General features: G+C 60.4%; 20 protein-coding genes. 11 read left to right on the top strand and 9 right to left on the bottom strand.

The window, feature by feature from the left end:
- Window positions 1-11 precede the first annotated feature (11 nt).
- The 8 genes from nuoN to ASD03_RS00275 all read left to right on the top strand — a co-directional run bounded on the left by nuoN (window position 12) and on the right by ASD03_RS00275 (window position 9,032).
- Window positions 12-1,457, top strand: coding sequence for an NADH-quinone oxidoreductase subunit NuoN (gene nuoN / locus ASD03_RS00310; RefSeq protein WP_025426595.1), 1,446 nt, complete (start codon window positions 12-14; stop codon window positions 1,455-1,457).
- Window positions 1,457-2,221 carry a biotin--[acetyl-CoA-carboxylase] ligase gene (locus tag ASD03_RS00305; RefSeq protein WP_162249774.1) on the top strand — a complete coding sequence of 255 codons (765 nt, stop codon included), beginning with the start codon at window positions 1,457-1,459 and terminating at the stop codon, window positions 2,219-2,221. The genes nuoN and ASD03_RS00305 overlap by 1 nt, the downstream gene beginning before the upstream one ends.
- 24 nt (window positions 2,222-2,245) lie before the next feature.
- Window positions 2,246-3,913 (top strand): ribonuclease J, encoded by a 1,668-nt coding sequence (locus tag ASD03_RS00300; RefSeq protein WP_057212384.1) that lies wholly within the window; start codon window positions 2,246-2,248, stop codon window positions 3,911-3,913.
- Between the two features lie 69 nt (window positions 3,914-3,982).
- Entirely contained in the window at window positions 3,983-4,387 is a 405-nt protein-coding gene (mce, locus tag ASD03_RS00295; RefSeq protein WP_025426598.1) for a methylmalonyl-CoA epimerase, read from the top strand.
- A gap of 232 nt (window positions 4,388-4,619) precedes the next feature.
- Window positions 4,620-4,889: a DUF1467 family protein gene (locus ASD03_RS00290; protein WP_025426599.1), complete on the top strand. Its 270-nt coding sequence runs from the start codon at window positions 4,620-4,622 to the stop codon at window positions 4,887-4,889.
- A gap of 780 nt (window positions 4,890-5,669) precedes the next feature.
- On the top strand, window positions 5,670-6,998 hold the full coding sequence (proS, locus tag ASD03_RS00285; RefSeq protein ID WP_025426600.1) for a proline--tRNA ligase: 1,329 nt from the start codon (window positions 5,670-5,672) through the stop codon (window positions 6,996-6,998).
- A 20-nt stretch (window positions 6,999-7,018) separates the two neighbouring features.
- Window positions 7,019-8,329 carry a lipoprotein-releasing ABC transporter permease subunit gene (locus ASD03_RS00280; protein ID WP_025426601.1) on the top strand — a complete coding sequence of 437 codons (1,311 nt, stop codon included), beginning with the start codon at window positions 7,019-7,021 and terminating at the stop codon, window positions 8,327-8,329.
- Window positions 8,330-8,345: 16 nt separating this feature from the next.
- Complete coding sequence (locus ASD03_RS00275; protein WP_057212383.1) at window positions 8,346-9,032, top strand: ABC transporter ATP-binding protein; 687 nt, start codon at window positions 8,346-8,348, stop codon at window positions 9,030-9,032.
- A gap of 63 nt (window positions 9,033-9,095) precedes the next feature.
- Here the strand turns inward: ASD03_RS00275 and ASD03_RS00270 are convergent, their stop codons facing one another.
- The 3 genes from ASD03_RS00270 to ASD03_RS39620 all read right to left on the bottom strand — a co-directional run bounded on the left by ASD03_RS00270 (window position 9,096) and on the right by ASD03_RS39620 (window position 10,748).
- The gene (locus ASD03_RS00270) at window positions 9,096-9,563 is read right to left on the bottom strand and encodes a DUF5680 domain-containing protein (RefSeq protein WP_025426603.1); all 468 of its coding nucleotides are present in this window, start codon (window positions 9,561-9,563) and stop codon (window positions 9,096-9,098) included.
- 80 nt (window positions 9,564-9,643) lie between these two features.
- Window positions 9,644-10,213 (bottom strand): hypothetical protein, encoded by a 570-nt coding sequence (locus ASD03_RS00265; protein WP_025426604.1) that lies wholly within the window; start codon window positions 10,211-10,213, stop codon window positions 9,644-9,646.
- A gap of 73 nt (window positions 10,214-10,286) precedes the next feature.
- Complete coding sequence (locus ASD03_RS39620; RefSeq protein WP_162174733.1) at window positions 10,287-10,748, bottom strand: hypothetical protein; 462 nt, start codon at window positions 10,746-10,748, stop codon at window positions 10,287-10,289.
- On the opposite strand from ASD03_RS39620, the gene dnaE reads away from it, so the two are divergent.
- Window positions 10,674-14,171: a DNA polymerase III subunit alpha gene (dnaE, locus tag ASD03_RS00260; protein WP_025426605.1), complete on the top strand. Its 3,498-nt coding sequence runs from the start codon at window positions 10,674-10,676 to the stop codon at window positions 14,169-14,171. The genes ASD03_RS39620 and dnaE overlap by 75 nt on opposite strands.
- A 100-nt stretch (window positions 14,172-14,271) precedes the next feature.
- Here the strand turns inward: dnaE and ASD03_RS00255 are convergent, their stop codons facing one another.
- The 4 genes from ASD03_RS00255 to ASD03_RS00240 all read right to left on the bottom strand — a co-directional run bounded on the left by ASD03_RS00255 (window position 14,272) and on the right by ASD03_RS00240 (window position 18,059).
- The gene (locus ASD03_RS00255) at window positions 14,272-15,504 is read right to left on the bottom strand and encodes a L,D-transpeptidase family protein (RefSeq protein WP_025426606.1); all 1,233 of its coding nucleotides are present in this window, start codon (window positions 15,502-15,504) and stop codon (window positions 14,272-14,274) included.
- A 183-nt stretch (window positions 15,505-15,687) separates the two neighbouring features.
- A complete protein-coding gene (locus tag ASD03_RS00250; protein WP_025426607.1) occupies window positions 15,688-16,980 on the bottom strand; it encodes a DNA polymerase IV in 1,293 nt (430 codons plus the stop codon).
- 162 nt (window positions 16,981-17,142) lie between these two features.
- Window positions 17,143-17,784, bottom strand: coding sequence for a hypothetical protein (locus ASD03_RS00245; RefSeq protein ID WP_081788849.1), 642 nt, complete (start codon window positions 17,782-17,784; stop codon window positions 17,143-17,145).
- A gap of 2 nt (window positions 17,785-17,786) precedes the next feature.
- Complete coding sequence (locus ASD03_RS00240) at window positions 17,787-18,059, bottom strand: DUF3572 domain-containing protein (protein WP_025426609.1); 273 nt, start codon at window positions 18,057-18,059, stop codon at window positions 17,787-17,789.
- Window positions 18,060-18,215: 156 nt separating this feature from the next.
- Between ASD03_RS00240 and ASD03_RS00235 the strand changes: the two genes are divergently transcribed.
- Complete coding sequence (locus ASD03_RS00235) at window positions 18,216-18,587, top strand: response regulator (protein WP_025426610.1); 372 nt, start codon at window positions 18,216-18,218, stop codon at window positions 18,585-18,587.
- A 17-nt stretch (window positions 18,588-18,604) separates the two neighbouring features.
- Window positions 18,605-19,972, top strand: coding sequence for a PleD family two-component system response regulator (locus tag ASD03_RS00230; protein WP_025426611.1), 1,368 nt, complete (start codon window positions 18,605-18,607; stop codon window positions 19,970-19,972).
- 543 nt (window positions 19,973-20,515) lie between these two features.
- On the opposite strand, the gene rpmG is transcribed toward ASD03_RS00230, so the two are convergent.
- Entirely contained in the window at window positions 20,516-20,683 is a 168-nt protein-coding gene (rpmG, locus tag ASD03_RS00225; protein ID WP_007626161.1) for a 50S ribosomal protein L33, read from the bottom strand.
- 93 nt (window positions 20,684-20,776) lie between these two features.
- Window positions 20,777-21,961 (bottom strand): MFS transporter, encoded by a 1,185-nt coding sequence (locus ASD03_RS00220; protein ID WP_025426612.1) that lies wholly within the window; start codon window positions 21,959-21,961, stop codon window positions 20,777-20,779.

Raw genomic sequence — 21,961 nt, 5'->3', positions numbered from 1 at the left:
CGTGATTGGACATGACTGCTGAAATCCTCCTCGCTAGCCTGCAGCTCTCGATCCCCGAGTTGATCCTCGCGGTCGGCGCGATGGCGCTCTTGATGATCGGCGTGTTCGCCGGTGAAAAGTCGACCTCGACCGTCACCGGCCTTGCGGTTGCCCTTCTCACCATCGCCGGCCTCTGGCTCGTCCTGAAGACGGGCGAGGGCGAAGCTTACGGCGGCGCCTTCCTGTCCGATCCCTTCGCCAAGTTCATGAAGGTGCTGGCGCTGATCGGCTCGATCACCGCCATGGTGATGACGGTCGGCCATGCCCGTTCCGCGCAGATCGATCGTTTCGAGTTCCCGGTGCTGCTGGTGCTCGCCACCCTCGGAATGCTCCTGATGATCTCGGCCAACGACCTGATGTCGCTGTACCTGTCGCTGGAATTGCAGTCGCTGGCGCTCTACGTCGTAGCCGCCATCAACCGTGACAGCATCCGTTCGACGGAAGCCGGCCTGAAGTATTTCGTCCTCGGCGCGCTGTCTTCGGGCATGCTGCTTTATGGCATGTCGCTGGTCTACGGCTTCACCGGCCACACCGGCTTTGACGAGATTGCCGCTGCATTGACGACTACGGGCACGCCGTCGCTCGGCCTGATCTTCGGACTGGTCTTCATCCTTGCCGGCCTTGCATTCAAGATTTCTGCCGTTCCGTTCCACATGTGGACGCCGGATGTTTATGAAGGTGCGCCGACGCCGGTCACCGCATTCTTCGCCGCGGCCCCGAAGGTTGCCGCCATGGCCATCTTCGTTCGCATCGTCATCAACGCGTTCGAGCCGGTCGTTGTCCAGTGGCAACAGATCGTCGTCTTCATCTCGATCGCTTCGATGCTGCTCGGAGCCTTTGCGGCGATCGGCCAGAAGAACATCAAGCGCCTGATGGCCTATTCCTCCATCGGTCACATGGGCTACGCGCTCGTCGGTCTCGCCGCCGGCTCTATGGCGGGCGTTCGCGGCGTTCTGCTCTACATGCTCATCTACATGGTCATGACGCTCGGCACCTTCGCCTGCATCCTCGCCATGCGCCGCAAGGATGGCGAGAACGTCGAAAGCGTCGACGATCTCGCTGGCCTGTCGCAGACCAACCCCTTCATGGCCACGGTCCTTACCATCCTGATGTTCTCGCTCGCCGGCATCCCGCCGATGGCAGGCTTCTTCGGGAAGTACTTCGTGTTCATGGCGGCTATCGAAGCCCATCTCTATGCGCTTGCCATCATCGGCGTGCTCGCTTCGGTCGTCGGCGCCTACTACTACCTGCGTGTCATCAAGGTGATGTGGTTCGACGATGCCAAGGGCGAGTTTGCCCGGACGGCCGGCGAGCTTCGCCTGGTTTTCGGTCTCTCGGGCCTGTTCGTGCTTGGCTACGTCCTGATCGGTGGTCCGCTCGGCAACGCCGCTGAAGTCGCGGCTCGGACCTTCTTTTGATAGGCCTTGAAGGCGGCGGCCGGGTTTCGCTCGACGATTTCCGGCACGTCGCTCTCAATGAAGTCGGTTCGACCAACAGCGAATGCCTGGTGCGGGCGCGCGAGGGGGACAGGGGAAATCTCTGGATCACCGCCGCCCGCCAGACAGGTGGACGTGGTCGACGCGGTAGGGCCTGGTTTTCAGAGCCCGGCAATCTCTATGCTTCGCTCCTCTTGATCGAGCCGGCTCCGATCGAGCTGCTGCACTCGCTGCCGCTGGCAGTGGCAGTGGCGGTTCACAGGGCCATCCGACAGGTAATGCCGCTGGCCGGCGCTCCGGTCGAGATCAAATGGCCGAACGATATCCTCATCGACGGCAAGAAGACTTGCGGCATCCTGCTTGAAGGCGAGAGTCTTGCAGACGGACGTCGCGCGCTGGTCATCGGCTGCGGCATCAACATCGCCGTCATGCCCGACGAGGCACTCTACCCGGTGACTTCGCTTCGCAACGAAGGGGCGTCGGTATCGCCGGACGACTTGTTTGCCCACCTTTTCCTGACCATGGCCGAAACGCTCTCCGTTTGGGACCAGGGCAGGGGTGTGGCACACATCATAGACCAATGGCGGGCGGCAGCGCGCGGCATCGGCGAGACCATTACGGTGAACCTGCCGGATCGGTCGCTTTCCGGCCGCTTTGCCGGTATTGATCAGGACGGCCGGCTGATGCTCGATACGGGCTCGGACACGATGCAGACGATCGCCGCCGGCGACGTATTTTTCGGATAATCAAAACAAGGGCGCATCAAAAACATGGCGCAAGAAGAAGAACTGGTGTTCTTGCCGCTCGGCGGCGTCGGTGAAATCGGGATGAACCTCGGCCTCTATGGCTATGGCAAACCCGGTCATCGACAGTGGATAATGGTCGATTGCGGCGTCACCTTCCCGGGGCCGGAGCTGCCGGGAGTGGATCTGGTTCTGGCCGATATCAGTTTCCTGGCGGAAGAACGCCGCAATCTCAAGGGCATCATCATCACCCATGCCCACGAGGATCACTATGGTGGTCTCAACGATCTTTGGCCGGGGTTGAACGTACCGGTCTATGCCTCGCCGTTTACCGCGGGCATGCTTGAGGCGAAACGCGACTTCGAAAGGAGCCGCGGCGAAATCCCGATAACGATCTTCAAGCAGGGCGACCGCATCAATGTTGGCCCGTTCGAAATCGAAGCGGTCGGCGTCAACCACTCGATCCCCGAGCCGATGTCGCTGATCATCCGCACGCCGCTTGGCGCGATCGTTCACACCGGCGACTGGAAGATCGATCTTCAGCCGTCGCTCGGGCCCCTGACCGACGAGCAGCGCTTCCGCAAGATCGGTGACGAGGGCGTGCTGGCGCTGGTCTGCGATTCGACCAATGCGCTTCGTGACGGGGTCTCGCCGTCCGAGCAGGAGGTTTCGGCAAGCCTGACGCAGATCATCTCCAAGTCTGAAGGACGTGTGGCGATCACCACCTTCTCTTCCAATGTCGGGCGCATCCGCTCGATTGCGGAAGCTGCGGAAGAGGCGGGCCGCGAGGTGTTGCTTCTCGGCAGCTCGATGAAGCGCGTCGTCGCCGTCGCCCGCGATCTCGGCCTGATGGAAGGCATCAAGCCTTTCCTCGCCGAAGACGAGTTCGGCTATGTGCCGCGCGACAAGGTCGTGGTGATCCTGACCGGTAGCCAGGGCGAACCCCGTGCCGCACTTGCCAAGATCGCCCGCGACGAGATGCGCAACGTCGCCTTTTCCGCCGGCGATACGGTCGTGTTTTCGTCGCGTACCATTCCCGGTAACGAGAAGGCGATCAACGACATCAAGAACGGCCTGATCGAGCAGGGCATTCACATCATCACCGACAGTGAAGCGCTGGTGCATGTGTCGGGCCACCCGCGTCGCAGCGAGCTGCAGCAGATGTACCAGTGGGTCCGTCCGCAGATCCTCGTGCCGGTGCATGGTGAGGCCGCACACCTGACGGCGCATGCCGAACTTGGCCTGCAGTCGGGTATCGCCAGCGTTCCGCGGCTTCGCAACGGCGATATGCTGCGGCTGGCGCCAGGTCCGGCCGAAGTCATCGACACTGCGCCGCATGGCCGGATCTACAAGGATGGCTCGCTGATCGGTGATTTCGAGGAAATGGGCATCGGTGAGCGGCGCAAGCTCTCCTTTGCCGGACATGTCTCAGTCAACGTCGTGCTCGACAACCGCTACGATTTCCTCGGTGATCCTGACCTCGTTGCCATCGGCTTGCCCGAGTTCGACGACGAGGGCGAGGACATGGAAGACACGCTCTATGACGCCCTGCTCGGTGCTGTCGAAAGCATCCCGCGTGCCAAGCGCAAGGATCTGGCCATGCTGCAGGAGGCGGTGCGCCGCGCCGTGCGTAGCACCGTCAACCAGATCTGGGGCAAGAAGCCCGTGGTGACCGTGTTCGTCACCAAAGTCTGATTTCCTTCAGGCTCCCGGCGCTGTAGACGTCCGGGGGCTTGAAAACAGCCCGAAGGTTGGAGGATCGCGATGCTTGGACGTGTAAACCATGTGGCAATCGCCGTGCCGGATCTGGCATCCGCTGCTGAGGGCTACCGAGTGACGCTCGGCGCTTCGGTGACCGAGCCGCAAGCCTTGCCCGAGCACGGTGTCACCGTCGTTTTCGTCGCGCTTCCCAACACCAAGGTCGAACTGCTGGAGCCGCTCGGCGATGCCTCGCCGATTGCGGCGTTTCTCGCCAAGAACCCGTCCGGCGGCATGCATCACATTTGCTACGAGGTCGAGGACATCATTGCTGCCCGTGACACGCTGAAGGCGTCCGGCGCGCGGGTTCTCGGTGACGGCGAGCCGAAGATCGGCGCTCACGGCAAGCCGGTGCTTTTTCTGCACCCGAAGGATTTTCAAGGCACGTTGATCGAGCTTGAACAGGTGTGACAGTTGACCGCGCGATGCCGGTTTGTGTGATCGCGCCGGTGGCGTTATAAGCGGGCTACAGCGCCGCGCGTCAAGTTTGACGCGCTCAGCACGCTGTAACACTTTAAACTTGCTGCATAATTTTCTCCTTAAATCGATGCCGATTTAAGGAATTATGCAGTAGAATATCGCGAGGATCGTTCCGTTGAGGGCCAGTAGCCAGTTCGGGACAGGTCTTCATCAGGAGCCGGAAATGCCGCTTTTTTCAACCTTTGCCATCTACTTCATTATCTGGTGGCTGACGCTGTTTGCAGTGCTGCCGCTTGGCGTGCGCACGCAGGCGGAGGAAAACGAGGTGGTGCCCGGCACTGTCGAAAGCGCGCCGGCGCGGTTCCGTGCCAAACGGGTCATCCTGCTGACAACTGCAATCGCGGCGGTCATCCAGCTTGCCTGGTACATTGTGTCGGTGCGGCTCGGCTACGGCATCGACAGCATTCCGCGCTTCTATCCGAAGTTCTATTGAGCCAAGCATCGGCAAGCATGTGGGCGCTCGGCGTCTAGGGATATCGAGTGATCGTGTCCGCTTCCTCACAATCCCCAGTTAAGTATTATCGATTTACCGCTGCACAGGCCCGTAGAGTTCTCTCGGGTGCCTCTCTGCGCGAAACCCGGGCAATCCTACGATTGACCGCCCCGAAATTGACATAGTTCAAGAAAGCCCGGGTGCTCCGATGAGGGTTCGCTTGGCGAAAGGCAAAAAAAAACAAGGCTAAAAGCCTTGTTTTTCAAGTATCGCGTGATCTTTAATCCGTTTCCGGCGGCAGCGACGAAGCGCGCCTAAGATCTTATCCTCCCAAGACTTGACCGCGAAAGTCGGCAAGAATTTAGACTTCATGCCTGTTTTGTGAGCCGAAATTAGCCCAAACATTGGGCGATGTCACCTTATTTTTTTGCATTTTTGCTACAGTTGGATAAAATTTCTCCGTTGACAAGCATCGTCGCAATACTGTTACTACCGTGCTCTTTTGACGCAGCTTTTGGCTTGTCGGTTCTCCTTCGAATCTCTCGATCCACTCTGTGTGGTTCCTTCTGCAAGCAGGGTTTTCATCCGGGCGCGAAGCGGCTATGAACGCAGGGCTCGGAAAGGTTCCTGCCGACTTGTCGGTGACGGAAATTTGAGAGCCGACCCCAAGAAGCAATGGTCGCCTTTGCCTGTTTTCGGCGAGACCGGCGTACCTGAGCTCAACGTCATTTCGCCCGAATCCGTCGATAGTGCGACGTTCATCAAGTTCTGGAACCCGTCATGCGCCTGTCCCGCTTTTTCATGCCCATCTTGAAGGAAAATCCGAAGGAAGCGGAAATCGTTTCCCACCGTCTTATGCTCCGGACGGGCATGATCCGGCAGCAGTCCTCGGGGATCTATACCTGGCTGCCGTTCGGAAAGCGGGTTCTCGACAAGGTCAATGCGATCGTTCGCGAAGAGCAGAACCGCACCGGCGCGAATGAGCTTTTGATGCCGACGCTGCAGTCCGCCGAGCTTTGGCAGGAGAGCGGCCGTTATGACGCCTATGGCAAGGAAATGCTGCGCATCAAGGACCGCCAGGATCGGCCGATGCTCTATGGTCCGACCAATGAGGAAATGATCACGGATGTCTTCCGTTCCTACGTGAAGTCCTACCGCAATCTGCCGCTCAATCTCTACCATATCCAGCTGAAGTTCCGCGACGAGATCCGTCCGCGCTTCGGCACCATGCGCTCGCGCGAGTTCCTGATGAAGGATGCCTATTCCTTCGATCTCGACCGCGAAGGTGCCGAGCACGCCTATAACAAGATGTTCGCCGCTTACCTGCGCACCTTCTCGCGCATGGGGCTGCGTGCCATTCCGATGCGTGCCGACACCGGACCGATTGGCGGCAATCTCAGCCATGAATTCATCATTCTCGCCGAAACCGGTGAATCCGAAGTGTTCTGCCACAAGGACTTCCTCGGCTTCGATATTCCCGGCGAAGACACCAATTTCGATGATGTCGCTGGTCTGAAGACGATCTTCGACAAGTGGACCTCGCGCTACGCGGCCACGTCCGAAATGCACGACGAAGCGGCGTTCAACGAAGTCGCCGAAGGCGATCGCCTGTCGGCACGCGGCATCGAAGTCGGCCATATCTTCTACTTCGGCACCAAGTATTCCGAGGCGATGGGCGCGAAGGTTCTCGGTCCGGATGGCAAGGAACACGCGGTCCATATGGGCTCCTACGGCATCGGCCCGACACGGCTGGTTCCGGCGATCATCGAGGCGTCGCATGACGACAACGGCATCATCTGGCCGAAGTCGATCTCGCCGTTCGATGGTGTGATCATCAACATGAAAGCGGGCGATGCCGCTTGCGACGCAGCCTGCGAGACGCTCTATTCGAAGCTCGGCGCCGCAGGATTCGATGCGCTGCTCGACGATACGGACGACCGCGCCGGCGCCAAGTTCGCCTCTGCCGATCTTATCGGCGTACCTGTCCAGATCATCGTCGGACCGCGTTCTATCGCCAACGGCGAAGTCGAGCTCAAGGATCGCAAGACCGGTGAGCGCGAGACCATGACTGTCGAGGCAGCCCTCAACAAGCTGATCGCGACGAAGTAAGTGAGGCAAGGGGAGGCAGGATGACCGCCGTGACGGAAGATCAGGTGCAGGCCGCTGGCCAGTCTGCAAAGTCCGCCAGCCGCCCTTTTTCCGCCTTTGAGCGCATGGTCGCCTGGCGCTATCTGCGTTCGCGGCGCAAGGAAGCCTTCATTTCGGTGATCGCCGGCTTCTCCTTCATCGGCATCATGCTCGGCGTCGCGACGCTGATCATCGTCATGGCGGTGATGAACGGTTTTCGCACCGAGCTCATCTCGCGCATCCTCGGCATCAATGGCCACATGATCGTGCAACCGATCGACGGTCCGCTCAACAATTACCCCGACCTCGCCACCCGCTTTTCCGGTGTGAAGGGTGTGACGATGGCGATCCCGCTGGTCGAAGGCCAGGTTCTGGCCCAGGGCGTCGGCGATTCTTCGACCGGTGCGCTCGTGCGCGGCATCCGCGCCGATGACCTCAGCAAGATGAAGTCGGTCTCCGACCATATTCAATCCGGCGATCTCGTCGGCTTCGCCGCCGGCACCGGCGTGGCGATCGGTTCACGTATGGCTGAGCAGCTCGGCATTCAGGTGGGCGGCACGATCACGCTGACATCGCCGAACGGCGACGTCACGCCGATGGGCATGAACCCGCGGGTCAAGGCCTATACGGTCTCGGCAATCTTCGAGATCGGTATGTCGGAATATGATGCGTCGATCATCTTCATGCCGCTTGAGGAATCGCAGCTGTTCTTCAATGCCGAAGGCTTGGCCCAGCAGATCGAGATCTTCGTCGAGCACCCCGATATGGTCGACGATTTGCGCAAGCCGGTCGAGGACGCTGCCGAGCGGCAGATCTTCATCACCGATTGGCGCGACCGCAACAAGACGTTCTTCTCGGCGCTCGAGGTCGAGCGTAATGTGATGTTCATGATCCTGACGTTGATCGTTCTGGTCGCGGCGCTGAACATCATTTCCGGACTGATCATGCTGGTGAAGGACAAGGGGAGCGACATCGCCATCCTTCGCACGATGGGCGCGACCTCCGGCTCCGTCATGCGCATCTTCTTCATGACTGGAGCTGCCATCGGTGCGGCGGGAACCGTTGCCGGCGTGCTGCTCGGTGTCGTCGTCTGCCTGAACATTGAGTCCATTCGCCAATTCTTCTCCTGGATTTCAGGCACGACGCTGTTCAGCCCCGAGCTCTATTTCCTCAGCCAGTTGCCGGCAGATATGAACGCCGACGAGACGATCCTCGTCGTCGTCATGGCCCTCAGCCTGTCGTTCCTTGCCACGATCTTTCCGGCATGGCGCGCCTCGCGCCTCGATCCCGTGCAGGCCCTGCGGTACGAATGACAAGGACATCATCTGAATGAATGCGCGCGTGGCACTGCAGCTTTCGGGCATCGAGCGTAATTACGGGCAGGGGGACACCTTCCTCTCGATCCTCAAGGGCGCGGACTTCACGCTGAAAAGCGGCGAGACCGTTGCGCTTGTGGCGCCGTCAGGCACTGGCAAGTCGACGCTTCTGCATGTTGCGGGCCTGCTGGAGCGGCCGGATGGCGGAAAGGTCGTGGTCAACGGCGTGACCTGCGACGGTCTCAACGACGACAGGCGCACCGCTATCCGTCGCAACGAGATCGGTTTCGTCTACCAGTTCCATCATCTGCTTCCGGAGTTCACCGCTCTCGAAAACATCATGATGCCGCAGCTGATCGCCGGCCTTGGCAAGGCTGAGGCCGCCGAGCGTGCGCGGGCGCTGCTCGACTACATGCGTATCGGCAACCGCGCCGATCACCGCCCGTCGGAGCTTTCAGGCGGCGAACAGCAGCGCGTGGCGATCGCCCGCGCCGTTGCCAATGCTCCCTTGGTATTGCTGGCCGATGAGCCGACCGGCAATCTCGATCCGGAAACTGCGGGATACGTCTTCGAAGCGCTCGAAGCATTGGCTCGCCAGTCCGGTCTTGCAGCCCTGATCGCCACGCACAATCACGAGCTGGCATCGCTTATGGACCGGCGGGTGACGATCGAGGACGGCAAGGTCGTCGAGCTGAAATAACGCTCGCGTCAAAGCCCGTTTCCAATGGAGCGCGCGATATCAATGTGATGCGAAACCTTTAGTTTAAGGCACGATGAGGCCACCTCGATAGTCGAGTTCGTAGGCTTCGTCGCCGTCGACAAAGATGACTTCACGTCCGGAAAAGTGCCCGGTGTCGCCGCGGCTGTTGTCGATGTAGTAGCCGTAGGCGTGGCGATATTCCATTCCACCGAGAAAGTGCCGCTTCTCGCGATACATGGTATCGAGCGCGGCTTTGATGACGATGCCGGCGCGTTCCGCATCGATCAGATCGGGCCGGATGACGCGGCCGAAATAATTCATGGCCCAGCGGGTGTCGTCCTCGAACCAGACGGTTTCCTGTCCTGCGAAATCGGTCCCACCGAAGTAACTGTCGAGATACCGCCACCGGTCGCGTTGGTAGCCGATATCGCGCGAGCCCGCGCGCGATGGCGGGCTTGTTATCCCGCCACCGACATATGTCTTCGATTTGGCTTCCACGATGAAGTCTTTGAGCTGCTCGATGCTGGCCATGAGAACACCTTGTTTGTTCCCTGGCAGCATGCCGCGACATTCCGTCGATGTAAAGAACAAAAAGGGAACAAATAGCTCGATTAGATGCCGCAGGCGTGCTGGCCGCGGTCGTCGTTCCAGTCATCGAGAAGCACAAGCTCGCCTTTGGCGCTGACGGGCTTGTCGTTCGATTTGCCCTTGCCCGTCAGCACATTCAGGTCGCAGTGCGAGGTATTGTCGAGATTGAGCGTGTCATAGGACGAGTAGGTGTAGCCGCCGACGACAAAGTCGAAATTGCGATAGGCGATCGTCAGCTTCTGTTCCCAACGGTCACGCCCGACCGAATCGTTGTGGGTGGTAATCACCAGCGAACCATTCGGAAGCGCCGTGACGGACGGTGCCTGGCCGGCCATGCCGTATTGCCCCCAGACCTTGTTCGGAACGGCCGACTTGAGCGCCAGCGGGCCGTCTTCGCCGGCGAGATAGATATAGACGGCATTGTTCTCGTCTGTCCCGTCATCGGGCTTCACCAGCAGCGCCAGATCGCCAGCACCATTCTTGTCCCAGTCGCCTGTCGCGGCCGGGACAATGCGGCCGGGATCAATCGCCTCGGCGGCAAGGGCGAGGGAAGGAAGCAGAAAAACGAGAGGCAGGGTCAGGCGTGCAGTCATGTCGTTGTGCTCCGTGTGGTTGGTCCAGTCATAGGCGCGATGGACGGAGCGCTCAAGGTTTCGGTTAATTACCTCAAACGCTCTTTGTTGATGCGGTTAACCATGCGCGGTGGAAAGCGGGCGGTGTGCTCAACAGCGATTGACGAGAGAACAAAAAAAGAACAAAGTGGATACATAACGGAAAAGGAGCCATGTTATGACTGATTTTGTTCGTGACCTCGCCGCCTTCACATCGATGGGCCTGTTTGTCGCCAGCGTTGCCTTCATCGCTCTCGGACTTTGATCCCTGGGCATACTCAAGATGCTGCGCGACCCCGATGCGGGGTCGCTCGATATTATCCCGGCACAGCACCCCCGACACCAGCACCGTTGAAAAGAACGCCGGCCCACGATGCAAAACTGGACATGGCGGGTGATAAACGGGATATCCTGACACCCTGACAGGAATCAGGATGTAGAGATGGCGGATCACGGCAGCGGGGAACGGAACGATCAGACGACTGCGGATCCGCAGTTCGTGCATTTGCGTGTTCACTCGGCTTTTTCGCTGCTCGAAGGCGCACTGCCTTTGAAGAAGGTGATCGGCAAGGCTGTGGCCGATGCTCAGCCGGCGATCGGTATCGCCGACACCAACAATCTTTTCGCAGCCCTTGAATTTTCCCAGAAGGCGGCCGAAGACGGCCTGCAGCCGCTGACCGGCTGTCAGTTGTCGATCGACATGGAAGACGACGGTGACGGCGAACGTCGCAGCCATGCCCAGCAGCTCGCCAAGCTGCCGGCCATCGTCCTGATCGCCGCGACGGACGACGGCTACACACGACTGGTCGATCTGGTAAGCCGCGCCTATCTCGGCGGCGAAGGCAGCCAGGTCACGAGGATCACGCGGTCGTGGCTCGTGGAGGCCGGCACCGACGGGCTGATCGCCCTTTCGGGCGCAGGCGGCGGCCCGATCGACATGGCGGTGAAATCCGGCTCGACGGCCTTGGCCGAGGCACGCCTGGAAGCCCTAAAGGATCTCTTCGGCGATCGGCTCTATATCGAGCTGCAACGGCACGGAAACTTTGACCGCCGACATGAAAGCCGGATGATCGATCTGGCGTACAAGTTCGATGTGCCTCTGGTTGCGACCAACGAGGCGTTCTTTCCCTCGCCATCCGACTATGACGCGCACGACGCGCTGATGGCGGTCGCTCACAACGCCATGGTTTCCGACGACAGTCGGTTCCGGTTGACGCCGGATCATTATCTCAAGAGCCGGAAGGAAATGGCGGCACTTTTTGCCGACCTGCCCGAGGCGCTCGAAAATACCATCGAGATCGCGCGGCGCTGCTCGTTCATGCTGAAGACGCGCGGGCCGATCCTGCCACGCTTCACCGGCGCCTCGGACGATCCGGAGGAGGCCGAGCGTGCCGAGTCCAGCGAGTTGCGCCGGCAGGCGGAAGAGGGGCTCAACGATCGGTTGCGCAAGCTCGGCATGGCGCCCGGCTATACAGAGGAAGAGTACCGCGAGCGGTTGGCGTTCGAACTCAGCGTCATCGAGCGCATGAAGTTCCCCGGCTACTTCCTGATCGTTGCCGACTTCATCAAATGGGCCAAGCAGCAGGACATCCCCGTCGGCCCGGGACGCGGTTCGGGCGCGGGCTCGCTCGTCGCCTATGCGCTGACGATCACCGATGTCGACCCGATGCGGTTCTCACTGCTGTTCGAACGCTTCCTCAATCCGGAACGCGTATCGATGCCCGACTTCGACATCGACTTCTGTCAGGACCGGCGCGAAGAAGTCATTCGCTACGTCCAGGCGAAATACGGCCGCGAGCAGGTGGCCCAGATCATCACCTTCGGTTCGCTTCAGGCGCGCGCGGCGCTGCGCGACGTCGGCCGCGTGCTCGAGATGCCCTATGGCCAGGTCGACAAGATCTGCAAGCTCGTGCCCAACAATCCGGCCAACCCGACGCCGCTGTCAAAGGCGATCGAGGAAGAACCGCGCCTGCAGGAAGAGGCGGAAAAGGAACCCGTCGTCGCCCGTCTTCTCGACATCGCGCAGAAGATCGAGGGTCTCTATCGCCATGCCTCGACCCACGCAGCCGGTATCGTGATCGGCGACCGGCCGCTGTCAAAGCTCGTGCCGATGTATCGCGATCCGCGTTCCGATATGCCGGTGACGCAGTTCAACATGAAATGGGTCGAGCAGGCCGGCCTGGTAAAATTCGACTTCCTCGGCCTGAAAACGCTGACCGTGCTGAAGGTCGCCGTCGACTTCGTCAAGCTGCGCGGCATCGAGGTCGATCTCGCCAGCATTCCGCTCGACGACGAGAAGACCTACGAGATGCTGTCGCGCGGCGAGACGGTCGGCGTGTTCCAGGTGGAAAGTGCCGGCATGCGCAAGGCGCTGATCGGTATGCGGCCAGACTGCATCGAGGACATTATTGCGCTGGTGGCGCTTTATCGTCCGGGCCCGATGGAGAATATCCCGGTCTACAACGCCCGCAAGCACGGCGAAGAAGAGATCGAATCGATCCATCCGAAGATCGACCATCTGCTCAAGGAAACGCAGGGCGTTATCGTCTACCAGGAGCAGGTGATGCAGATCGCCCAGGTCCTGTCGGGCTATTCGCTCGGCGAAGCCGACCTTCTGCGTCGCGCCATGGGCAAGAAGATCAAGGAGGAAATGGACAAGCAGCGCGCCCGTTTCGTCGACGGCGCGGTCAAGAACGAGGTATCGAAGCCGCAGGCCGATCTGATCTTCGATCTTCTCGCCAAGTTCGCCAACTACGGCTTCAACAAGTCGCACGCTGCCGCCTACGCCATCGTCTCCTATCAGACGGCCTATATGAAGGCGCACTATCCGGTCGAGTTCCTGGCGGCGTCGATGACGCTCGATATGGCCAACACGGAGAAGGTCAACGACTTCCGTCAGGATGCCGGGCGCCTCGGCATCCAGGTGATTGCGCCGTCGGTCCAGTCCTCCTTCCGGCATTTCCAGACCGGCGACAAGCGCATCTACTACTCATTGGCCGCCATCAAGGGTGTCGGCGAATCGGCAGTCGAGCATATCGTTGCCGTTCGCGGCGACCGCGAGTTTGCGAGCCTTGAGGATTTCTGCCTGAGGATCGACCCGAAGCTGCTCAACCGGCGTGTGTTCGAAAGCCTGATCGCGGCCGGCGCCTTCGATTGCTTCGGTTACGACCGTGCCGAGCTGGTCGGCGGTCTCGATCGCATCCTCGGCTTTGCCCAGCGCGCGCAGGAAAACAAGACGAGCGGACAGAGCGATATGTTCGGTGCGGGGGCCGCGACCGGACCGGAACGGATCTCGCTTCCCACCTACACGCCGTGGCTCGCCTCAGAAAAGCTGCACCGCGAGTTTCAGGTGCTGGGCTTCTATCTCTCGGCCCATCCGCTCGACACCTACAACCCGCTGCTCGCCAAGATGCGCGTCCAGACCTTCGGCGATTTCGCCGGAGCGGTGAAGAAGGGCGCAACGGCGGGACGTCTCGCCGGCACCGTTACCTCCAGACAGGAGCGCAAGACCCGAACCGGCAACAAGATGGGCATCATCGCTTTCTCGGATTCGTCCGGTCAGTTCGAGGCCGTGCTGTTTTCGGAAATGCTGCACCAGTATCGCGACCTGCTTGAGCCCGGCAAATCGCTGGTGATGACGGTTCAGGCGGAGGAGCGGCCGGAAGGCATCGGCCTTCGCATCCAGACCCTGCGCTCGCTCGAGGAAGAATCGCTGCAGATGCAGAAGGCGCTGCGCGTTTATGTGCGCGATTCAGGACCACTGAAGTCGATCGCCGCCCATTTGAATGCGAGGGGCGAGGGTCTCGTTTCCTTCATCGTCATCAAGGATAACGGCCAGCGCGAGATCGAGGTCGAACTCAACGAGAAGTTCAGGATTTCGCCGGAGATTGCCGCAGCACTTCGCTCGGCTCCGGGTGTGGTCGACGTTGAACTCGTCTGACCGCGCTGCATGATTGCTTGAGCCGGCGGCGTATAAAGATACGGAACGTCAGGCGCGGCTGCAGCGCAGCTTTTGAGTATCGGATCGACTGCGCAGGGCATCAGCCCCGCGGGGATGCGCGGGTGATTGTGATGAAATCGGTCCCGTCGCCGGTTTCGAGCCCGCTCTCCATGTCCGAAATCGACAGCGACGAACCGTCTGCAAGCAGGCCGCCGATCCGTTCGCGGACGTCGTCGGAGACCGTCAGGCGCCCGAGCGTGCGCTGGACGGCATTGAAGGCTGATGCGTCGGCGTCGGCGGCGATCCCGAGGCGCTTCTTCACCGATGACGGCAGATGGTTTTCGAGCGGTACGCCGTACCACTTGCCTTCGCTCTTTCCCTCGTCAATCTCTTGAAATTGCAGGAAATGCGTGCCGAGCGCCTGCTCCGGCTTGTCGATCGTGACGCCTGCCTCGAAAATCGGCTTGAAACCCTGGCGGACAAGGATCACCCCGTTGGGGGGAACGTCGCGGCCCGCTTTCCTGAAGATCGCCTCAGTCAGCTCCGGCGTCAGCTTGCCATCGACGGTCGATCCCTCGGCAGTCTGGAACGCGTTGATGGCGGCGGTCGTGTCCGGGCCGATGTGGCCGTCCGGCACGCCGGCGACATAGCCGAGTTGGTTCAGCGCCGACTGGACTTCACGCTTGATATCGCGCTCGCCGCGTCGGGTGATCAGCATGCGGATCGGCTCGCGGTCTTCTGCTTTGATGACTGAGTTGGCGGTCGATGCCTCGGTCATCGCCACTTCGACCGGCATGGTCTCGGTCTGGCTGATCGCCGGGCGGAGGGGCACATCCGACAGCGGTGCGGGGTTCTCGCCGGGCGCCGGGTTGCGCTGGAAGAGCACGGCGCTCGACACTTCGGTGGGGCTGACCTGCCGATCGGTTATCAGGACATGCACGCCGCGCGACGTCATCTTGAAGAGGCTGGCGGCAAACTTGCTCGGCAGGCGCACGCAACCGTGCGAAGCCGGATAGGCCGGCACGTGATTGGAGCCATGCAGCGCAATGCCTGACCAGGTCAGTCGCTGCATGAAGGGCATCGGCGCATTCGAATAGATGTTGGATTTGTGGTGACGGCGTTTTTCAAGGATCGAGAAGATGCCCGTCGGTGTGGAATGGCCGGCCTTGCCGGTAGAGACTGCCGACGTTGCGATCACCGCGTCGCCGTCATAGACGACGAGGGATTGCTGGTTCTTCGAAACGATGATCTGCAGCGGTGCGTTGCTGCCGGCAAAGCCGACCGCAGGCGAAAACAAGAAGACGACGACGCTGGCCGTGAGAGCGAAACGCAATACCATACACTCATCCCAACACGTAAACTGGCCGACAAGCTTACGCTGAAATCTTTAAAGAATTTGTCCCGATCGACCTACAGCGCCGCGCGTCTTATTAGACGCGCAAAGGTCGCTGTAGCACTTTGAATTGCTGCATGTTTTTATCCTTGCAGGATACGTCAAGCCGCCGCCGATAACGCACTAGTGATCGCGCTTGCGGCTGCCAAAGGTGTAGCCGGTTTCGACGCTGGCCTTGCCGAACTTGTCGCGCAGCTTGTTGATGGCGTCCTCGGCGGCGGCACGACGGGTTGCGGCTGGATCGACCAGATCGGGGGGATCTGCGAGATCGGGGCTGGAAAGATCGCTGACTCCGATGCCGATCAGCCGGTACTTCGTGCCGTCAACTTCCTTCTCCAGAAGCTGCAGCCCGGTGCGGAAGATACGGTCTGCGAGCCGCGTCGGACTGTCGAGGCGGCGGTTGCGAGTCCTGGTCTTGAAGTCGGCAGTCTTCAGCTTCAAAACGACGGTCTGGCCGGCGAGTTCGGATTTACGCAGGCGGTGGGCGACCTGTTCGCTCAGCCGACGCAGATGCGTGACGAGATCGTCGTAGCGGGCGAGATCGTCGTTGAATGTCGTCTCTGACGATACGCTTTTCGCCTCGCCGTCGATCTCGACCGTTCTTTCGTCGAGGCCGCGCGACAGGCGGTAGAGCCTCTGGCCCATGGTGCCGTAGCGGCGCATGAGGTCGGCTTCCTCCATCGTCTGAAGCTGACCGATCGTGCGAATGCCATCGCGCTCCAGCGTGGCGGCGAACGCCTTGCCGACGCCCCAGATCAAGGTCACCGGCCTTTCTCTCAGGAATTCGAGCGCCTCGGCCTGGCCGATTACCGAGAAGCCGCGAGGCTTCTGCAGATCGGAGGCAACCTTGGCGAGGAACTTGCAGTAGGAAAGGCCGACGGAGACGGTAATGCCGATCTCCTGTTCGACACGGCGGGCAAAGCGGGCGAGGGTGCGCGCGGGGGGATCGTGGTGCAGCCGTTGGGTGCCGCTGAGCTCCAGGAAGGCCTCATCGATGGAGAGCGGCTGCACCAGCGGTGTCAGTTCCTGCATCAACGTGCGGACCTCGCGGCCGACGCGAACGTATTTTTCCATGTCGGGCTTGATCACGACCGCCTGCGGGCAGGCCTCAAGCGCCTTAAACATCGGCATTGCCGAGCGCACGCCGTGAATGCGGGCGATGTAACAAGCCGTCGAGACGACGCCGCGCTTGCCGCCGCCGATAATCACTGGCTTGTCGGCAAGCTCCGGATTGTCCCGCTTCTCGACGGAGGCGTAAAACGCATCACAGTCGATATGGGCTAGAGTCAGGTCGTAGAGCTCGGCATGACGCAACAGACGGGGGCTGCCGCAGGCAAGGCAGCGTCGCGCCGTCGCGGTCTGTTCCCTGAGGCAGTCACGGCAGAAGCCTGGAGTTTGAGAACCACTGTCGAGCATATCTGGAACAAATGTTGAACATTGGGACTTTACGCTCTACGCTAACGAGTCTCAAGGGAGGCCGCGTTGGAAATTGCCTTGCATGTCAGGTTGCCGACGCCAAGCCGCTGGTCGGATTTTGCGCGTCGTCTTGCAGGTCTCGATCTGCTGGTCCGGGTGCCGCTATCGCTGGAAATGCGCGCGAATGGCATTCGCAGCGTCGACCCAGTCGCTAGCAATGTGAACGCAGTCCGCCGGTTGAGGCGCGAGCGCCCGAAACTCGGCGTTCGCCATCAGATTGATCAGCAGGCAGGATGGCGCGTGCTCCTGCACCGATTGCAGGTTGCGCGCGATATCGTCGATGAAAACAACGGGAAGCGCCCGTCCGGCATGCAGGCGCTGAACGATCGGCCCTTTGGGTTCCTCGGATGCGAGCAGTGGATAGGGAAGATCGAGCCGGTCGAGCAGAGCACGACGCGCGGCCGCATGGCGCGGTGGCATGGCCGTCAGGAAGACGATGTCAGCCTGCTTGGACAATTCACGGAGAGTCTCGACAACGCCGGCAGTCGGCGTCTGCCAGCGATCCTGCGTGGCGTAGAAGGCATCGAGCATGTCCTTGACGTCAGCCTCGCTCGCTGCCCGCTCCGTTGCGCGATGGATGATGTTGCCGGTCAGCCGGAAGGAGCGCGGCAAGAGGACGTGGTCGCGGCTTTCGAGAAAGGACCGGAATGGATCCAGGAATTCGAGCACGACTTCATCGATGTCGCTGATAACAAGCGGGCGGTTGCTAAGGCGGATTTCATCTTCGAAGACGGTGTTGCTCAAGCTCAGCTGTCCTGCAGATCGGCGGCGCCGGAAAGCTTCTCATGCGCACGCACGACATCCTGCGGGGCTGTCCCTGTTGCATCGCAGAAAGCGATCAACGTTGGTTCGTGGTCCATAAGAAAGGCGATGAGCCCACCCATGCAGCCCGGCTCGCCGATCGCGTTGCGCAGGGAGGACGGGTCCGTGCCGGTCAGCGCCAGAAATCGGGACAGCAGGTCCGGCTCGCCGGCAAGCCAGGAGAGAATGTCGATGGCGATTTCGTCGGCGCTCTTCAATGTCTTGGCCTCCTACTGTTTTTACGCCCGGAATTACCTATTTTTCAACCAAATAGGTTTATCGGTGAACTTGAGGAAATGGGTCGAGTCGTTGGTTCTGCAACTTAGATGTCTTGAGAAGACTTGCAAGAAGACGACGGACAGCAAGGGATCGACATGCCCAAACAGGTAATGATTGTTGAGGATAACGAGCTGAACATGAAGCTCTTCCGAGACCTGATTGAGGCTTCCGGCTACGCGACGATCCAGACGCGCAACGGTATGGAGGCGCTCGAGCTGGCGCGGAAGTATCGCCCCGATCTGATTTTGATGGACATTCAGCTGCCGGAGGTCTCCGGGCTCGAAGTCACGAAGTGGTTGAAGGAAGACGATGAGTTGCACGTCATCCCGGTGATCGCCGTGACTGCCTTCGCCATGAAGGGCGACGAGGAACGTATCCGTCAGGGCGGATGCGAAGCCTATGTTTCAAAACCGATTTCTGTGCCAAAGTTTATTGAGACGATCAAGACCTACCTTGGCGATGCCTAACTGGCGGGAAAATTGATATGACTGCGCGCATTCTTGTTGTCGATGACGTGCCTGCCAACGTTAAGCTTCTCGAAGCGCGTCTGCTCGCTGAGTATTTCGATGTGCTGACGGCGGGTGATGGCCATACGGCGCTGACGCTCTGCGAGACGACACCGGTCGACCTGGTGCTTCTCGACATCATGATGCCCGGCATCGACGGCTTCGAGGTCTGCGAACGTCTGAAGGCCAATGCACGCACAGCACATATTCCCGTCGTCATGGTGACGGCACTCGACCAGCCGTCCGATCGGGTTCGCGGGTTAAAGGCCGGCGCCGACGATTTCTTGACGAAGCCGGTCAACGATCTTCAGTTGATGTCGCGGGTGAAGAGCCTCGTCCGCCTGAAGAACGTCAGCGACGAATTGCGGCTGCGGGCCCAGACGGCGCAGACTATCGGCCTGCAGGAACTGGCCCGTCAGGACCGTCCGGACGAGCCGGGCAATATCCTCCTGGTCGATGGCCGCGGCTCCTCTCAGGAGCGGCTGCAGCGCACGCTCAAGCCGATTGCCGATGTCTCTGTTATCTCCGACCCGCAGGCGGCGCTGTTCGAGGCGGCCGAGAACAATTTCGACCTCGTCATCGTCAACGCCAACTTCGACGATTACGATCCCTTGCGATTGTGCTCGCAGTTGCGATCGCTGGAGCGCACACGTTTCATTCCGATCCTGCTGATCACGGAGCAGGGCAATGACGAGATGATCGTGCGTGCGCTCGATCTCGGTATTACCGACTACATCATCCGGCCGGTTGATCCCAATGAGCTTGTTGCCCGCTCGTTGACCCAGATCAGGCGCAAGCATTGCAACGACATGCTGAGAAAGAGCGTGCAGCAGACGATCGAGCTGGCGGTCACCGATGGCCTGACAGGGCTGCACAACCGCCGCTATCTCGACAATCATCTGAAGCTGCTGCTCGATCGTGCGGGAGCACGCGGTCGCCCGTTGTCGATCTGCATGACCGACATCGATCGGTTCAAGCAGGTCAACGACACCTATGGTCACGATGTTGGTGATGAGGTGTTGCGCGAATTTGCCAACCGCATCCGCTCCACCGTCCGCGGCGCCGATCTGGCCTGCCGCTTTGGCGGCGAAGAGTTCGTCGTGGTCATGCCCGACACACCGCCGGAGATGGCGGCCGCCGTTGCCGAGCGGTTGCGGCATATCATCGAGAGTCAGCCATTCTCGATACCGCATGCGGACGGCGCGCTGGTCATCACCGCGTCCATGGGCATTGCCGGCCTGAAACTGGAAGGCGACACGACAGAAGCTTTGCTGAAGCGCGCAGATATGGCGCTCTACCAGGCGAAGAACGAGGGTCGCAACAGAGTGGTGGCGGCTGCAGCCTGACGGAAAGAACCGAGCCTGTCACCACCTGCTGGTGGCTTGATGAAATTCCGGATCCCTCTTGCGATATGCCTTTAAAGTTGTATTCTCCGCCGCAACGATGCTACCGAGGGGTTTGGTAGCGGCGGCGCGCAAGCATTTACATGTGCCGATGTGATACGGAATTAACCATGCGCCGAGCGACACCGCTTCGCGCATTAAGAATTCATTGATTTTTTTCTATTTTCAGGTGATGCTGATAAATGCGGGGGCATAGCTTCCATCAGCTTCGGTTACCCCATGATGCTCAGGTCCGCCGCATCTCCTGGGTCGTGGGGTCGGTCGGTTGGCTTTTGACACCTGCGGAATCCTCGTGCCGCGGTCAGTAGCCAGCCGACCCCCATTCAAAGCGCTGTTCCGGAAGGGACAGCGCTTTTTGATTCTTGCCTGTGCGCACACGCAGGCGGGACGGCCTCCGAACAGTCGGCGGCCGCTTCTTGGCGCACCAACGGAAAGGGGCGCCAAACCTTGCGGTTGGCGCCCCTTGATCCCACGAAACGTCAGATCTTACTTGATCTTGGTTTCCTTGAACTCGACGTGCTTTCTGGCGACCGGATCATACTTGGTCTTGGTCATCTTGTCCGTCATCGTACGGCTGTTCTTGGTCGTGACGTAGAAGAAACCCGTGTCGGCTGTCGACAGCAACTTGATCTTGATGGTGGTGGCTTTTGCCATGGTCGTCCTGCCTTTATGAAATTGAAAGCCGTGGACAACCGGTTGCGGGCCACGGGCAAGGTTGGCGCGAAACTACAAATCGCGGCCGAAAAGTCAAGACCGTTTTGGATTCAAAACGATCCTTACAACCGAAAGCGCGACGTAAAGGCCGAAAAACCCGGCAATCGCCCAGGCAAAACCGTTGTTGCCAGCCACATCCATCGATGCGCCGATCACCTGCGGCCCGGCCACCGTGCCGACCGCATAGGAGAAAACGAACGCCGCATTGGCCGCGGCAAGGTCGGAGCCCTGCAGGCGCGAGCCGAGATGGCTGAGGCCGACCGTGTAGAGACCAGAGACGCAGCCCCCCCAGAACAACAGAATGATCGCCATCAGGAACCAGCTTTCCACCAGCATCGGCAGACAGAGGGCGCCAATGAGGCCGATAACGGTCATGGCCGTCAGCAATGTGCGCTTATCCTTGATCTGGTCTGACAGCATGCCGAGCGGAATCTGGAAGATGAAATTGCCGATGCCCATCACGGTCAGCAGCAGCGCCGCCTGTGATTCGGTGAACCCCGATCGTGTCCCGTAGACCGTAAAGAGCGACAACCCGCCCGATTCGACCGCGCCGAAGATGAAGACGGCGGCGGTCGCGGTCGGCACCAGGAAGATGTAGCGCATGAAATGGCGGTCGGGCTTTTCGTCGATGACAGGGCTCTCGTCCCGCGCGAGGAAGATTGGCACGGCCGCGAGCAGAATGACACCGGCGCCGACCACGAAGGGCAAGACACCCTCGCTGCCGAGGATCGAGAAGAGCAGCGGCCCGCTCAGGAAGCCGAGGGATAGAACCGTGCCGTAGATGCCGAGGACGAAGCCCCGTTTCGCTGGCGGGGCGGTGGCGTTGATCCAGAATTCGGAGAGGATGAAGAGTACGGTAATGGCGCCATGGAAGACGACCCGCAGCGGAAACCAGAGCCAGAAGTTGGTAATGTAGTAAAAGCCGAAGGCGCTGATTGCGGCGAGCAGGACGGCCCAGAGCATCGTCGGCGCAACACCGTGGCGATGGGCGAATTTGGTCGTGAAGGAAGCCGCGACCATGGAGGCCACGCCGGCCATCGCCGAATTGAGACCAATCAGCGTCGACGAGATGCCGCGGTTCTCCATGATGCTCGAAAGCAGCGGTAGGCCGAGGCCGATGGCGATGCCGACGGCGCTGATGGCGGAGACCGCCGCGATCAGCGACGGCCAGTGAATTTCCTCAACCGGTGCTGGGCACCCGGGCGTCGGCTGTGACAT

The sequence above is a fragment of the Ensifer sp. Root127 genome, assembly GCF_001425225.1.
Taxonomy (GTDB): Bacteria; Pseudomonadota; Alphaproteobacteria; order Rhizobiales; family Rhizobiaceae; genus Ensifer; species Ensifer canadensis.
This window is presented reverse-complemented; position numbering and strand designations above follow the sequence as displayed.